Source organism: Saprospiraceae bacterium (genome assembly GCA_016714025.1).
Taxonomy (GTDB): domain Bacteria; phylum Bacteroidota; class Bacteroidia; order Chitinophagales; family Saprospiraceae; genus Vicinibacter.
This window is the reverse complement of sequence record JADJOB010000002.1, coordinates 1,661,255-1,679,011: the sequence shown is the minus strand read 5'-3', so window position 1 is coordinate 1,679,011 and position 17,757 is coordinate 1,661,255. Positions and strand designations below refer to the sequence as shown.

Genomic DNA, 17,757 nt, shown 5'->3' with positions numbered 1-17,757 from the left:
CAAGAGTTAAGTTATTATTGTCTGCAATTGTATATATGAATAGAAAATATTTGTTTTTAGTAATCATCCTATTAGTATTCCAGTACCGCTGTACCAAAAAATTACATCCGGAACAAACTGACTTAATTATTACACCTCCGACACTTATGACCTCCAATTTAAATCTACCCGTTAAAATTTCAAGATACGAGTTAAACCGGGTCATTAATAAAGTAGTTACCAATTCCTTTAATGATGGATTTACATTTGAAGAAGACTATAAAATTCAAACCAGGATTTCTGGTCCTCTTGACATTCAAACTATTAATAATGCGCTTTTATATTCTATTCCTTTGCAAATTGAAATCAGTCCAAAAGGGTTTTTAAGTAAACTCAAAGCAAAAGCAGAAATAGAAATCCAGCTCTCTACCAGCATTGATATTTTTCAAGATCAATTATTAAATAAAACTGAATTGGTTTCACACAGGTGGATTAATAAACCAATATTAAACATTGTTGGAATTTCATTACCCATTGAACAAATTTCAAATTTTCTATTAAAAAAATATAAATCTGTTATTTGTACCTCTATTGATGAAACCATACAAAAAAATGTTAAACTTGATAAAATAAAAAATTCAGTTAGAAAATATTTTAATAAGGCACTGTATTCAACGGAAGACAGTATCATCCATATTTTTGCCAGTCCACAGGAAATTGCACTGGGTCCGATGTCTATGACGACTACTGAATTAGTGATTCCATGCATGATTTACTTTGAATCCGTTGTAGCTGAAACGCGACCGGTTGAATTAGAAAATGAAATAAGCTTTTCAATCAGACCTTTTTTTGATAACAATTCTACGTTTGACATCCAATCAAGAATTCCATTGCCGTATATAGAACAAATGGTTCGAGAATCAATTGAAAATCAGCCGTTTGGTTCTGGAATTAGTCAATTGACTGTTAAAAAAATTCACATGGAAGGTGTAAACCAAACCATGATTATTCATTTAGAACTTGCAGGTGCATACAAAGGAAAAATGGATTTATTTTTTGATCCCGTTTATCAGTTAGAATCTAAAAGCATTGTGCTTGAGCATTTAAAATTAAAACCTGTAAGTGGACCTAAAATGGATAAAATTATATTTTCCCTGGTTAAAGGCATTGCACAAAATAAGGTAAAACAAGCCATTGAGGAGCAAATCAATCTAAGCTTAATCGACTATGTGAATCAGGTTCAACAAATGATACACAATACAGAAGTTATCCCAGGATTATTTTTAGAAGGTGATTTAACACACTACGAAATTAAGGATATTAAATTTGTCAATTTCAGAATGTATTTTAATATTCACAGCATTCTAAAAATTGGAGCAAACATCAAAACAATTGACGACCAACTATTGCTCAGATAAACTAGTACCTGTTAATTGAAATAAGAATTGCTTGAGATGCGAATGATTTAATCAGAAACAAAATGTTCTAATAAATTTTCCGAAATTCTCTAATGCTTTACAAATTTAAGCGTTTTAATTTCACCTCCAGATTTCATTCGAATAAAATAAATTCCATTTTGTAAACTTGCACAATTTAAACTAAGCAAGTCACCTTTATTATAATTTAACGTACGCTCTTCTATTAATTGGAGGGATTGATTGAACAATTCCAACTCGAAGGTTCCATGATAATTAGGATCTGGATTGATAAAAAGCGTGTTTGTAACTGGATTAGGATATAAGCTAAGTTGATCATTTCCTACCTGCAGTTTACATTTAATCCAATCTGAATGAGCTGTAGTTTCAGATCCATCAAGAATCCGCAATTGATAAAAATAGGTTTCGTTGTGTTTTACGTCCTTATCTTCAAGTTCTGGAATTGATAGTGAAGAACCATTGGATTTATAAATAATTTTTTCAGTTGTTGAATTTCCCAGACGTCTAACAAGGACCCAATTTTTGTCTTTATAGAATGGATCCAATTTCCAATTTAATAATATAGAATTTTCTTGTGCTTGTGCTACTAATATCAATTCATAATCTGCTAAAAAAACGGAAGAAAACAATTCTGAATCTGACATTAGGTTGCAGCCTGAAGGTAAATCATTGGCAGCTATTCCGTCATCACGTCTTGAGCTACTTCCTTGATTTGCACTAAAACCCAGTCCGCGTCTTGCAAAACAATTCCAGATTAAACACGTGTGAACTCCGCCAAACAACAAACTGTCAGCTTTTAATATTGCATTGCGTCCATCTACAAAACCAGGCGAACAGGGTTGTAATTTAAGGCCCTCCATTACCAAACGGTAAGCCATGATATTTCCTTTTGACGAATTAGAATTATAGATATCAGGCTCCATACCATAATGAGAGATGAAAGCCCAGGTCATATCCCAAATCATCGAACACCAAATATAGCCTATCCCATGTGGCTGCGAAATTTTGACCATATCACTCAACTGACTGTAGTTCGCGGGATTCACAGTTAGGTCAACATGATAGGGATAGGGCCTGACCCCAACACCATTTATTGCATGTCCACTTGCATATACACCCATTCCTCTATTTTGAAAAGCAAGGTCTGTAGATTTCATGGTCATCACCAATCCAAAATAATCACTCCAACCTTCCCCCATTTGTTCGGCATTATTCAAACAAGAAACATTTGCCGGGCCACCCGTTAGCCGATTGCTTATGCCGTGAGCATATTCATGGCATATGATTCCTGCATCCATATCCCCATCTAATAATTGAGGAGATTGGTTTACAAATTGGCCTGTTGGAGATGGAATTAATTTAATTTCCTGGCAATCGGCTTGGCTCAATTCAATCAAGGGAATTTGAAGATATTGTCCATAACTTCCTTTTGGAATCGAATCAGGATATCCCGAATTTTGCTTACAGATTACCACCGCTATGGCTCCATAATTTTGCGCTTGATATGCTTTATAGGTTAATTCACAATTGCCTTCATCTATAATAGCAATTTTTCCGGCTAATTGATTTCCATTTGTAATAAAGTCACAAGCATCGGTGAGCATGTTGTAATTGTCCATTGCCTGAACCAATGTTGAACTTAAGTTTGGAATCACAGGTCCAAAAGAAGCTCTGGAAAGTACATAGGATTTCTGATTCACTTTAAATTCAATTTTCGAGCTTGGAAGGATGGTACTGTAAACACCTTTACTCAATTCAACTTTAATTTTTTGACAATCGCTTTTAGAAAGCATAACTGCCGGAATAGTCAATCCATTCGTCCACCCCCCAAATCCTGATGGTGGATTGTTATCATTGTTACAAATAATTACAGCAACAGCACCTGCTGCTTGAATTCGCGACATTTTACCGGTAAAAGAACAGATACCTTTATCCACCATAGCAATTTTACCATTTACTTCAGCGGCATTTATTAAATTGGAGCAAGCATAACTAGGATAGCTTGATCCATCCTTAACCAACACAATTTGCCTGGAAATTGGGGCATAAATTATGGGGCTGATTGGGGTATGCACATAGGTATATTTTCCTGAAATTGAAGCGGGGGATTCAATTATTAATTGATCCTGAACAGGTGGTTGCCATGCATAAAGCTGCATTACACCCGGATAACCATCAATGGGAGTTCCAAAGTTTGCATTGTTTCGTGCACTGCTAATCAAGTCAATTGCTTCTGCAATTACATAATCATTTCCCAATCCACCTTTGCCATTGTTATTAATTTGAAAATTTCCAGCTTGTTCATGAAAACCATATTGATACCAAACATCATGCATTAAATTACACCAATAAAATAAATTGGTAACACTTGCATTCTTATTTTGCAAGGGCGTTAATAAAGGATCATAATTAAAATCAAAGTTTAATTGAGAACCTCCGTAAGCACGTGCAGCATCCCCTCCGGTTGCCTGATCATCTCCATCACTATCTTCATAAGCATCAACGTTATTGCCCCGGCTGGCATAGTAAAGAAAATTTCCATCGCCATGCCAGGTAAATGGACTTGCATTGCTTGCTTTTAACCAGGGTTGATTTACGAGGTCCCTGGTGCCATGAATTGGACTTTCAGTAGGCATTGGAAAAACACGATAATTGCCAACTGGCAAAATAACTTCTTCTTGTTTATGAACTTGAAATAAACTATTACGAGCAAAAGTCATATGCTCAAAATCACAAGATTGTATTTGATTGTATTCAGCAAGCAGTTCGCCACTTATTCCATCTAAAAATATCTGCAACCACTCATTCAGGTTTTTACGTTTCCAATTAATAATAAATGCAGGTATTAATTTTTGCTGATTATTTAAATAATAAATTTCCCGAATGCTTAATTGATCTTCCGGCAATTGTTTGACTTTAATTGGAATTTCAATACCCGGACTTAAGGAAGATCTTGGCATCAAAAGATCGGTTGACTGTAGTTCAACCGATTTAATTTTAAATAATTGTTGAATTGCCTCATCAGCCTTAAATCTTGAATGCTTATTTAATAAGCTTGCCTCTGGATTTGATATAAAAGTTCCAGTTGAATAAACTAATAATCCATTTTGATCAAAATGAAAAGCAAGATCAACCGGGATAATTTGAATTGCATTCAAATATTGACTCAGGTAGATATGTCTGATCCCGGTATGTTCATCCAAATATTGACTTGAAATTTGAAATGACTCTTTACTAAAAAGCGGATCTTTGATTTTATGTTGAATATTATTTAATGTCCATGATCCAGCCTGTTGACTATAAAGGCTTATTGAAAAACTTGAAATCAATAAAATTACTGTTAAAAAACGCCTGAATAATCCTGGATTCATAATTTACATTTGAAAGTTAATTTCATATTTCAACTAACAAATATATTATAAATATTTTACATATTTATAATATATATATTGTATAATATTGATTAACAATATTATATAAGTTATATATATTTAATATATGTATTTTATTTAATATATATATTATTGTATTTCAAGTGATCACGCAGTGCGTCTGCGCCATTTTAAAATATTTGCAGTATAAAAAACAAAAGGCCTATCGCTGACAGGCCTTTCGTTTAACTATTTTTTACTCAAAAGAAGGGTTTGCCCCTATTCGCTGAGAATCATTTTTCTCGTGATACTTTGATTGAGGTAATCCAATTGATAATAATAGACTCCCTTTTGATCTAAACCTGACTGGTCTAATTGAATTTCCTGATATCCTTTTCCGAATTGCAATTCTTTTTTCAAGTACAACTTACCATACAAATCGTATACACTGAAACTTACTACACCTTCATCAGGCATCCATAATCCAATCGTAGTTTTAGTATTCCATGGATTGGGTTCGTTTGGCAATACAACAAATTCATGAAGCATCATTCCATTGAAATTTAATGAAACTTCACCTTCCTCTTGTGTTGTTTTGAGTACAGACAACGCAGGAGTTACAGTCGAACTTACATGCAATCCTTCTGATAATCTCACTGCTTTTATAGCCTTTACTTTTAATTTTAACAACCAATCTGAATCTGGAAATGCACCATTCCAACTAAAACTTAGTTTACCATCAGCCAAATGCGCCAACGAATAATTTTCATCACTAATTTTAAGTTTAGCATTCCCTTCTATTCCTTCAACTTCCAACTGTTGAGGATCCCACTCCAATGTAAATTGGACAGCTTCAAATTCCGAACCATTATTAATTATTAAATCAATAAATTCAGACTGTTCTTGTTTAAGCATGCGATCCTCAATGCTCAATTCAAGCACTTTTCTATTTCGATCTTTACTCAAATTAAAACCTTTTGTTACAGCATTATTCGTTACATCTCCCGTTTTAACCGCATAGAAATCCAATTGCATATCGGATTGCAAAGGTTTCATCCAATAGGATTCAGGAAAATTCTCTGATAAACAATTGTTGATATCATTGAATGCATATAACCGATGTACAAATCGCCAACTAGTATTCCCTTCAATTCCATCCGTAATACCAAGAATAAGTCTTCTTAATTCTGAGATATCTTTTGCAGTAATACTTCCACTACGGTTTACATCCGCTGCGATCATTTTATATGCTGTACTCAAAGGTTCCAATCCCAATATATGTCTTTGGATTTTTACTATGTCCGCGGTACTTACTCCATTCAACCATCCGTCTGTTTTGCTTGGTTTTAATTCTAATTGCTGTCCATTAGGTACTTGCATAAATGCATACCTTCCTTCGATATCTGTCTTCACTTCATTCAGTCCGCTGTTTACCAAATTGATCGACACATTTTGTACTCGGTCATCTTTTTCCGTTGCTATGATTCCTTCTACATTCGAATTTCTGATATTCGGTGGACAAAATCCCAGGTTATCCTGTACGTCTATAAACGTTCTGCAGAATGAGGTATTGCCATTGATATCCGTTACCCATAACTCTACTGCTTGTAAGCCACGGTCATCGCAATCATACACCCGGTATTTATCATTCGTATCTGCTGAAAAACTTAATGCTACATAATACCCACAATTGTGATACGAGCCCGCATCAAAATCTTTTGCCCATACACTATCCATTGCTGTATCTGGTATGCCGTCTCCATCTAAATCCATTGGCGTTAGATTGGTCGATACTCCATTCAAACAATACGCTACCGGTGGTTTGCAATTCCTTAGATCCATTACAAAACTTTCCTTCGCTGTGTTTCCACATCGATCCTCTACTTCCCACTTCACCGTATGTCTGCCCAAGGGCCATGTTCCACTTGCGACTCGTTCTCCAATTCCTGCTCTCACTACATCGATCGTTCCATCGCTGTCAAAATCTATCTTATACGTATACAACATCAACAACGGATCTGTACAATCGTCTCCTGCTTCTATTGAAAATGTTACTGGAATCGGTCTACAGTTTACATCGTAACTACAGATTACTGTATCCTTCGTAATACGATCTATTGTCGGATCTATTAAATTTCTTACTTTGATATATTGCGTATCCTGCCAGATGATCACATTGTTATCTATATCCCGCTGGCACCAATCGATTACTTTCCATACCCGTATGATTTTAAAACATGGATCCCCGGGTACAGTTGCTGACAATACGTGGTCGTGATAGGCATATCCGACTAAACTACATTCGTCATCATTCACTACTGGTTTTCCATATGGGTATGCTAATCGCTCTGGGATCAACTCATCCGGATTGCAGATTCCAAATGTATCCAGATCATCCGGAAAATCGATGTCATTGACATCAAAACTTTCGTGATTGATTACTGTGATTAATTGATAACATGACGGGCTTCTGTTGCCTTGTTGATCTACCGCCGTGAAATATCTATAGAAATAACCTAGTCCGCATTGATTCAATCCGCCATAGTCTTGTTCTTCTATTATTTCCGGTGGACAATTATCTTCTGCCAAGCCATCTAATGGGTGGCCTCCGATATTATGCCAGTAGTTTGGATCGATTACGATCTTCTCCCGTAAACTTTGTTCCGTTACTACTTTTCCAAATACTTCTAAATGATTCCGGTCTATATCAAATCGGCAATCTACTGTAATATTTGGCGGACAGCTGATCAACGGAATGTCTTTATCTTGTACGTCTACACTTACCATGCAGATCGCTTCATTCCCACTGTGATCGATCGCTTTAAATCCTACCATGATCGTCTTGCCTACATCCTCACAACAAAATCCAACTTCCGGACCCCAATCGTCGGCTCCTCTCGCTCCACACGCTCCGTCATCCATCCGTCTGACTTCAAAGTGGTGTAACTGGCATTCATCAAAACTGCCATCGTCAAATACTTCTGCAGGTACCCAATTGTAGCCGCTGTGATTTAATGCTACTACCGTATTGCGATCGCATACTGCTACCGGTTCTGTTTCATCTCTTACATGAACGATTATATACGTTTCTGTTAAATTGTAACAGCCGTCATACACTCTATAATATACTGTATCTTCTCCTACAGGTAAATTTACATAACCGCCATTTTGGTTTTCCAATACTCCTCCTGGATAGATGATATCGATTCGCAAATTATTATGACAGGCATCCACTGCCTCGATGCTTGGTAACAATACCCGCGCTTCGCAATCACGTCTTCCTGTCGTCGCTTCAAATCCGTATGGCATGTGTGTGATTTCCGGACCCTGATCATCAAAAAGCTCTATCACCTGCATACCCGTTCTCACAATTTCAGTATTACACCACCATTCGCGGACCGTCCAAACACGCATGATTTTACGGACACAATTAATTTCACCTAAATCCAAATCTTCATACGTCGTAAATAGGTTGCAAATAAAATTTTTAGGATAATATAAATCGATGCTATTAAAGAACGGTGTTCCTGTAATCAAAGGATCAGGATTGTCATTCTTGTCCAGAAAGAGTTTATTTGAACATGGTATTCGCAACGAGACAGGAAAAATAATTGAATCCAATGGTAAGCGCTTTGTATAAATTTCCATAGTACATGTGTCGCTTACATTTCCTGAAGCGTCAATTGCCTGATAGGTTTTTCTCACCAGGCCAATAACGTTTACATCACATGAAATAACTTCATGAATTTCATCAATTAGATTTAAAGAATAAGGGCCACAGTTTTCAATCACTTTTGGTAAAGGATCAATTGCATTTAAACCACAATAAACTGAATCTGAATAACAAATTAAAATAGGAGGAAACTTATCTTCAACTTTAATTGTTGACCAACATGAGTTAAAATTACATATACTTGTAACTTTAACAATCAATTCTGTATTTACATAATTTGATGTTACAATGTCATTGGGTAATGGAATTCCATACTTAGTAAATAACTCAACATCATAAAACCGTTCTTCACAATTTTTATCTGCCAATACTGCGTGTGCAGTAATCAATGCTTCACAATTTTGATCTAATGATACATTGACATTTGCTTTACAAGCAATATCACCTGTAATTGCACCCAATACATGAACAGTAAACGAACATGTGTCATCATTTCCAAAATCATCAATTGCTACAAATGTAAAAATATGAGTTCCAACTGGAATTGAGTCAACCGGAATTCCCGCTGGAGCTAATTGGACGAATGTCAAACTGGTATCACAATTGTCTGTTGCATTAAGATAAAAATTCAATGGATGATCTCTTAAAAGATTTCCAAAGCACTCACAACCATCAAGCACAAGGTCATAATCTCCAATGCAATTCATAACCGGCTCTACACGATCGATTATAGAAACAACCGAAATACATGTTGAAGAATTTCCACAACTATCCGTTACAGTCAATGTAACATTTACACTTGTCATTCCCAAATTGCAACGGATTGTATCCATATCAAGGTCTAAAACCGGTTCGATATCGCAATTATCACGGCTATCATCACTTATCTGATATGGGTCTAGTACAACGACACTATCCTGATCAAATTCTATATCAATATCAAGACAGTTAGCTTCTGGTCTGGTGGTATCTTGTACCGTAATGGTTTGTATACAACGATTCGTATTACCACAACTATCTGTTGCAATCCAAGTTTTTTCAATTTGAAAGTTATTGCTGCAAGTTCCATCAATTCTGTTGTCAGTAACAACAATATTCGTAATTACATTGGTACAATTATCTGTTGCTGTTGCAACACCTGTGTTAGGTGCCTGATTAAAAACATCGCAATCAAAGGTTAAATCAATTGGACAATTTATAACCGGACGAGTGGTATCCTGGACTAAGATAGTTTGTAAACAACTTGAAGAATTTCCACAACTATCCGTAGCAAACCAAGTCCTTGAAATCAAGGACCTGTCGTTGCAGGCTCCATTTAATTTTGAATCACTAAAACTAATATTCAATACCACATTCGTACAATTGTCTGTTGCTGTTGCTACACCTGTTGCCGGTGGCTGATTGTTTGCATCACAATTAACGGTTACATCGATCGGACAGGTGATGATTGGTCTGGTCGTATCTTGTACTGTCACCAATTGATTGCAGAAATTTGTGTTTCCACAACTATCTACTGCCGTCCAGGTACGTGTGATTAAATAATTGTCATTGCAGGAACCATTGGTACGATTGTCTGACGAACTGATATTCGTTACCACATTCGTACAATTGTCTGTTGCTGTTGCAACTCCTGTTGCCGGTGGTTGATTGTTTGTATCACAATTTACAGTTACATCAATCGGACAGGTGATAATTGGTCTGGTCGTATCTTGTACTGTTACCAATTGATTGCAGGAATTTGAATTTCCACAACTATCTACTGCTATCCAGGTACGTGTGATTAAATAATTGTCATTGCAGGAGCCATTGGTACGATTGTCTGACGAACTGATATTCGTTACCACATTCGTACAATTGTCTGTGGCTGTTGCAACTCCTGTTGCAGGTGGTTGATTGCTTATATCACAATTTACAGTTACATCGATCGGACAGGTGATAATTGGTCTTGTTGTATCTTGTACTGTTACCAATTGATTGCAGGAATTTGAGTTTCCACAACTATCTACTGCTGTCCAGGTACGTGTGATTAAATAATTGTCATTGCAGGAGCCATTGGTACGATTGTCTGACGAACTGATATTCGTTACCACATTCGTACAATTGTCTGTGGCTGTTGCTACACCTGTTGCAGGTGGTTGATTGTTTGCATCACAATTTACGGTCATATTTGGCGGACAACTAAGCTGAGGCCTTGTTGTATCCTGAACATTTAAAAATTGCACACAACTTATACTGTTTCCACAACTATCTACAGCGGTCCAGGTTCTGTTAATCGTAAAATTATCCAAACACGAACCCGCATTCAATAGATCGTTAAACGTAATATTGGTAACTATACTTGTGCAGTTATCAGTTGCAGTAGCAGTTCCTGAAGCATTAATTTGAGCCAGATCTTCACAATTAATTGTTCGATTAGTTGGGCAACTAATTGTTGGGCGAGTTGTATCCTGAACAACTATGAATTGATCGCAACTATCTCTTAAGCCTGCCGCATCAAATGTAACCCAGGTTCTTGTGAAAGAATAGGTATGAGGACATTGACCATTATCCAAAACGTCTCTAAAAATAACACTTGGATTTGGATCACAGTTATCAAGCACTATTGGATTCCCCGTATTTACAGGTGTTGGACTTATATCACAATTAATGGAAATAGCCAGCGGACAGGTTATTGCTGGTGCACCCCCATCGCTCACAGTTACACTGAATGTACAAGTATCGGTATTTCCAGATGCATCATAACCAATCCATTGTACATTATTTATTCCATATGGAAATTCTGAACCACTGCTTAATCCACTCAGTAATTCAATCCGGCAGGTATCCAATGGTACATAATCAAATTCCAAAATGGATTGTCTTAATACATTATCCTGACTAAATGCCCATTGATCCGGACTGCAGCTCAGTTGACCCACAAAAACGAAATCCTGTGCAGGATCATTCTGAAATCCCGGTGCCGGACAAAAATTATTATAGACAAATGGTTCTCCATTAATCCATTGCATAGTTCCTTCAGTGGCTTGATCAGATAAGCCAATCCATCGTTCAAAATAACTATTGGCTGCTATGAAAAAATCTTCAGCAGGAGAGGTAATGGTTAACAAATGACCTCCGGCAGAAATAGCATTCGCAGCAGCATTTACAAAGCTTGTTGGTATTATCGAATAATAATAAGCATGCCCCCCAAACGTATCCATTAAAATATAACCTGGAATTGTTTTAATTGAAGTGCAAGGACAATTATCAAACAACGTTGGATCTGGATAACTTACTGTTGCAGTACATGTTTGTTGATTGGATGGTATTACAATATTTTGAGGACAAGCAATTTCTGGCTTTTCCTCATCTACTATACTTAATACAAAACTGCATGTATTTGCATTTTCACAATTATCATATACGGTCCACTCTATTAAGTGCGTTCCTTTTAAAAATAATTGACCATCAAGTGTGTTGCTTCCGTTGAAAGAATTAAAAAATGCCAAGTCCATTGCATCTGTACAATTATCAGAACCCGTTGCGTCCAGCTCAGTTCCTAAAATATAATAAGAACATTCTCCTGATTCAACGGGTCTTATTTGAGGAGAACTTGGACATAATACAATAGGATTCGTGGTGTCTTGTACTGAGATGATTTGAATACAAGAATTTTCATTTCCACAACTATCCTGTGCAGTCCAGGTACGGATTAAATCATAAGTATGATCACATAATCTGTTGACCTGATCATCACTAAATGTGATATTAGTCACTACATTAGTACAATTATCAGAAGCAGTTGCTGAAGATTGCAATCCTGGCTCGCAATTTACTGTTACATTGATCGGACAGGTGATGATTGGTCTGGTCGTATCTTGTACTGTCACCATTTGATTGCAGGAGTTCGAGTTTCCACAACTATCCACTGCTGTCCAGGTGCGTGTGATTAAATAATTGTCATTGCAGGAACCATTGGTACGATTGTCTGATGAACTGATATTTGTTACCACATTCGTACAATTGTCTGTAGCTGTTGCTACACCTGTTGCCGGTGGTTGATTGTTTGCATCACAATTTACAGTTACATTGACTGGACAGGTGATGATTGGTCTGGTCGTATCTTGTACTGTCACCAATTGATTGCAGGAGTTTGTGTTTCCACAACTATCTACTGCAGTCCAGGTACGTGTGATTAAATAATTGTCATTGCAGGAACCATTGGTGCGATTGTCTGATGAACTGATATTCGTTACCACATTCGTACAATTATCTGTAGCTGTTGCTACACCTGTTGCTGGTGGTTGATTGTTTGCATCACAATTAACGGTTACATTGATCGGACAGGTGATGATTGGTCTGGTTGTATCTTGTACTGTCACCAATTGATTGCAGGAGTTCGAGTTTCCACAACTATCGACTGCTGTCCAGGTACGCGTGATTAAATAATTGTCATTGCAGGAACCATTGGTGCGATTGTCTGACGAACTGATATTTGTTACCACATTCGTGCAATTATCTGTAGCTGTTGCTACACCTGTTGCCGGTGGTTGATTGTTTGCATCACAATTAACAGTTACATTGATCGGACAGGTGATGATTGGTCTTGTTGTATCTTGAACTGTTACCAATTGATTGCAGGAGTTTGTGTTTCCACAACTATCTACTGCTGTCCAGGTACGCGTGATTAAATAATTGTCATTGCAGGAACCATTGGTACGATTGTCTGACGAACTGATATTTGTTACCACATTCGTGCAATTATCTGTAGCTGTTGCTACTCCTGTTGCTGGTGGTTGATTGTTTGCATCACAATTTACAGTTACATCGATCGGACAGGTGATGATTGGTCTTGTCGTATCTTGTACTGTCACCAATTGATTGCAGGAGTTTGTGTTTCCACAACTATCTACTGCAGTCCAGGTACGTGTGATTAAATAATTGTCATTGCAGGAACCATTGGTTCGATTGTCTGATGAACTGATATTCGTTACCACATTCGTGCAATTATCTGTAGCTGTTGCTACACCTGTTGCTGGTGGTTGATTGTTTGCATCACAATTAACGGTTACATTGATCGGACAGGTGATGATTGGTCTGGTTGTATCTTGTACTGTCACCAATTGATTGCAGGAGTTCGAGTTTCCACAACTATCGACTGCTGTCCAGGTACGCGTGATTAAATAATTGTCATTGCAGGAACCATTGGTACGATTGTCTGATGAACTGATATTTGTTACCACATTCGTGCAATTATCTGTAGCTGTTGCTACACCTGTTGCCGGTGGTTGATTGTTTGCATCACAATTAACAGTTACATTGATCGGACAGGTGATGATTGGTCTTGTTGTATCTTGAACTGTTACCAATTGATTGCAGGAGTTTGTGTTTCCACAACTATCTACTGCTGTCCAGGTACGCGTGATTAAATAATTGTCATTGCAGGAACCATTGGTACGATTGTCTGACGAACTGATATTTGTTACCACATTCGTGCAATTATCTGTAGCTGTTGCTACTCCTGTTGCTGGTGGTTGATTGTTTGCATCACAATTTACAGTTACATCGATCGGACAGGTGATGATTGGTCTGGTTGTATCTTGAACTGTTACCAATTGATTGCAGGAATTTGAGTTTCCGCAACTATCTACTGCTGTCCAGGTACGCGTGATTAAATAATTGTCATTGCAGGAACCATTGGTACGATTGTCTGACGAACTGATATTTGTTACCACATTCGTGCAATTATCTGTGGCTGTTGCTACACCTGTTGCCGGTGGTTGATTGTTTGCATCACAATTTACAGTTACATTGATCGGACAGGTGATGATTGGTCTGGTCGTATCTTGTACTGTCACCAATTGATTGCAGGAGTTTGTGTTTCCACAACTATCCACTGCTGTCCAGGTCCGTGTGATTAAATAATTGTCATTGCAGGAACCATTGGTACGATTGTCTGATGAACTGATATTTGTTACCACATTCGTGCAATTGTCTGTGGCTGTTGCTACACCTGTTGCCGGTGGTTGATTGTTTGCATCACAATTTACGGTCGCATTGATCGGACAGGTGATGATTGGTCTGGTCGTATCTTGTACTGTCACCAATTGATTGCAGGAGTTCGAGTTTCCACAACTATCTACTGCTGTCCAGGTACGCGTGATTAAATAATTGTCATTGCAGGAACCATTGGTACGATTGTCTGATGAACTGATATTTGTTACCACATTCGTACAATTGTCTGTAGCTGTTGCTACACCTGTTGCCGGTGGTTGATTGTTTGCATCACAATTTACAGTTACATTGACTGGACAGGTGATGATTGGTCTGGTCGTATCTTGTACTGTCACCAATTGATTGCAGGAGTTTGTGTTTCCACAACTATCTACTGCAGTCCAGGTACGTGTGATTAAATAATTGTCATTGCAGGAACCATTGGTGCGATTGTCTGATGAACTGATATTCGTTACCACATTCGTACAATTATCTGTAGCTGTTGCTACACCTGTTGCTGGTGGTTGATTGTTTGCATCACAATTAACGGTTACATTGATCGGACAGGTGATGATTGGTCTGGTTGTATCTTGTACTGTCACCAATTGATTGCAGGAGTTCGAGTTTCCACAACTATCGACTGCTGTCCAGGTACGCGTGATTAAATAATTGTCATTGCAGGAACCATTGGTGCGATTGTCTGACGAACTGATATTTGTTACCACATTCGTGCAATTATCTGTAGCTGTTGCTACACCTGTTGCCGGTGGTTGATTGTTTGCATCACAATTAACAGTTACATTGATCGGACAGGTGATGATTGGTCTTGTTGTATCTTGAACTGTTACCAATTGATTGCAGGAGTTTGTGTTTCCACAACTATCTACTGCTGTCCAGGTACGCGTGATTAAATAATTGTCATTGCAGGAACCATTGGTACGATTGTCTGACGAACTGATATTTGTTACCACATTCGTGCAATTATCTGTAGCTGTTGCTACTCCTGTTGCTGGTGGTTGATTGTTTGCATCACAATTTACAGTTACATCGATCGGACAGGTGATGATTGGTCTTGTCGTATCTTGTACTGTCACCAATTGATTGCAGGAGTTTGTGTTTCCACAACTATCTACTGCAGTCCAGGTACGTGTGATTAAATAATTGTCATTGCAGGAACCATTGGTTCGATTGTCTGATGAACTGATATTCGTTACCACATTCGTGCAATTATCTGTAGCTGTTGCTACACCTGTTGCTGGTGGTTGATTGTTTGCATCACAATTAACGGTTACATTGATCGGACAGGTGATGATTGGTCTGGTTGTATCTTGTACTGTCACCAATTGATTGCAGGAGTTCGAGTTTCCACAACTATCGACTGCTGTCCAGGTACGCGTGATTAAATAATTGTCATTGCAGGAACCATTGGTACGATTGTCTGATGAACTGATATTTGTTACCACATTCGTGCAATTATCTGTAGCTGTTGCTACACCTGTTGCCGGTGGTTGATTGTTTGCATCACAATTAACAGTTACATTGATCGGACAGGTGATGATTGGTCTTGTTGTATCTTGAACTGTTACCAATTGATTGCAGGAATTTGAGTTTCCGCAACTATCTACTGCTGTCCAGGTCCGCGTGATTAAATAATTGTCATTGCAGGAGCCATTGGTACGATTGTCTGATGAACTGATATTTGTTACCACATTCGTACAATTGTCTGTTGCTGTTGCTACACCTGTTGTCGGTGGTTGATTGTTTGCATCACAATTTACAGTTACATCGATCGGACAAGTGATAATTGGTCTTGTCGTATCTTGTACTGTTACCAATTGATTGCAGGAATTTGAGTTTCCGCAACTATCGACTGCTGTCCAGGTCCGCGTGATTAAATAATTGTCATTGCAGGAGCCATTGGTGCGATTGTCTGACGAACTGATATTTGTTACCACATTCGTGCAATTATCTGTGGCTGTTGCTACACCTGTTGCCGGTGGTTGATTGTTTGCATCACAATTTACAGTTACATTGATCGGACAGGTGATGATTGGTCTTGTCGTATCTTGTACTGTCACCAATTGATTGCAGGAGTTTGTGTTTCCACAACTATCCACTGCTGTCCAGGTCCGTGTGATTAAATAATTGTCATTGCAGGAACCATTGGTACGATTGTCTGATGAACTGATATTTGTTACCACATTCGTACAATTATCTGTAGCTGTTGCTACACCTGTTGCCGGTGGTTGATTGTTTGCATCACAATTTACAGTTACATCAATCGGACAGGTGATGATTGGTCTGGTGGTATCTACAACATTATAAGTAACAGCACAACTTATTGAATCCTTTGAATCTTTTATTTTATAAACTCTTATAATTTGAAGTGTATCTCCAATACAAGCAGTTCCCATATTGCGAGACTCTGTAAAGCTGATTTTTACTGAATCGCAAAAATCGTTTACACCACCTCCTAACGCTCTAAAGGCCGCTGTATCTAAAGCAGGAGCTGGAACATCTTCGGCACATTGAAAATTTTCATCAGGCGGGCAATCAACATCTAAGGTGCAACAAAATTTGGAACAAATCGTATACGTTTGAGCATCATTACCGGATTTACAAACCAGCAAACTCATTGTACCAGGAAGAGTAGGCACAATTTTATTAAGGTCTGCAACCGGCATTGTACAATCATCTTGCCAAACATCATGGGTACCTCCAGTATGTGTTAAGCTAAAACATAAGGGTTGAGAAAAAGTAATATTAAACCGCACACATCGATTGTTACCACCACAGCAGTCTTCACCTAATCTTGCAGTAGTTGCTATAAAGCATTGAGCTGTATCCGTAGCATTGATGAAAAAAATATTCGGCGGCGTACCGCAGGTAAATTGTGCATCGACCTTAAAGCCCAAAATAAAAACAAAACAAATTAATGAGACCAATTGCCTATGGTGGCATTTAATTCCATTTATAATCTGTAGAACTATTAGGTATAGTGATTCAAATTCTTTATTGTAAATTCTTTCTTTTCCAATAGCTTGGAAAAAAGAATTAGCCGTAATGCTATATTTAGCAATTAGATCGGTTTTTGAATACATGTGATTCGGTAGTTTTGGTTTTACCAAATCGCCTGTACCAAAGAATTCAGTTTAAGGGTGAATATTCAGGCAAATATATATAGTTTTTTTTTAATATAATAATTTTTAATATCATTTTCACACATATTCCATCCAGAATTATTAAAAAACCAATCGTATATCCTTAAAATACAATAGCCCTTACAAATTGTAAGGGCTATTGTATTTTGACAGTTTAAGTTAAA

At 37.6% G+C, this 17,757-nt stretch carries 3 protein-coding genes; 1 reads left to right on the top strand and 2 read right to left on the bottom strand.

The genetic code is table 11. From position 1 onward, the window contains the following. Positions 1-35 precede the first annotated feature (35 nt). Positions 36-1,397, top strand: coding sequence for a DUF4403 family protein (locus IPJ80_09775; protein MBK7913772.1), 1,362 nt, complete (start codon positions 36-38; stop codon positions 1,395-1,397). 89 nt (positions 1,398-1,486) lie between these two features. Here the strand turns inward: IPJ80_09775 and IPJ80_09770 are convergent, their stop codons facing one another. Then, positions 1,487-4,786, bottom strand: a complete 3,300-nt coding sequence (locus IPJ80_09770) for a M36 family metallopeptidase (protein MBK7913771.1) — start codon at positions 4,784-4,786, stop codon at positions 1,487-1,489. 279 nt (positions 4,787-5,065) lie between these two features. After that, positions 5,066-17,377 (bottom strand): HYR domain-containing protein, encoded by a 12,312-nt coding sequence (locus IPJ80_09765; protein MBK7913770.1) that lies wholly within the window; start codon positions 17,375-17,377, stop codon positions 5,066-5,068. Positions 17,378-17,757: the final 380 nt, after the last annotated feature.

Excerpts from the sequence above, each read along its gene's own strand:
- IPJ80_09770 (MBK7913771.1), bottom strand. The coding sequence starts at position 4,786 with ATGAATCCAGGATTATTCAGGCGTTTTTTAACAGTAATTTTATTGATT.
- IPJ80_09775 (MBK7913772.1), top strand. The coding sequence starts at position 36 with ATGAATAGAAAATATTTGTTTTTAGTAATCATCCTATTAGTATTCCAG.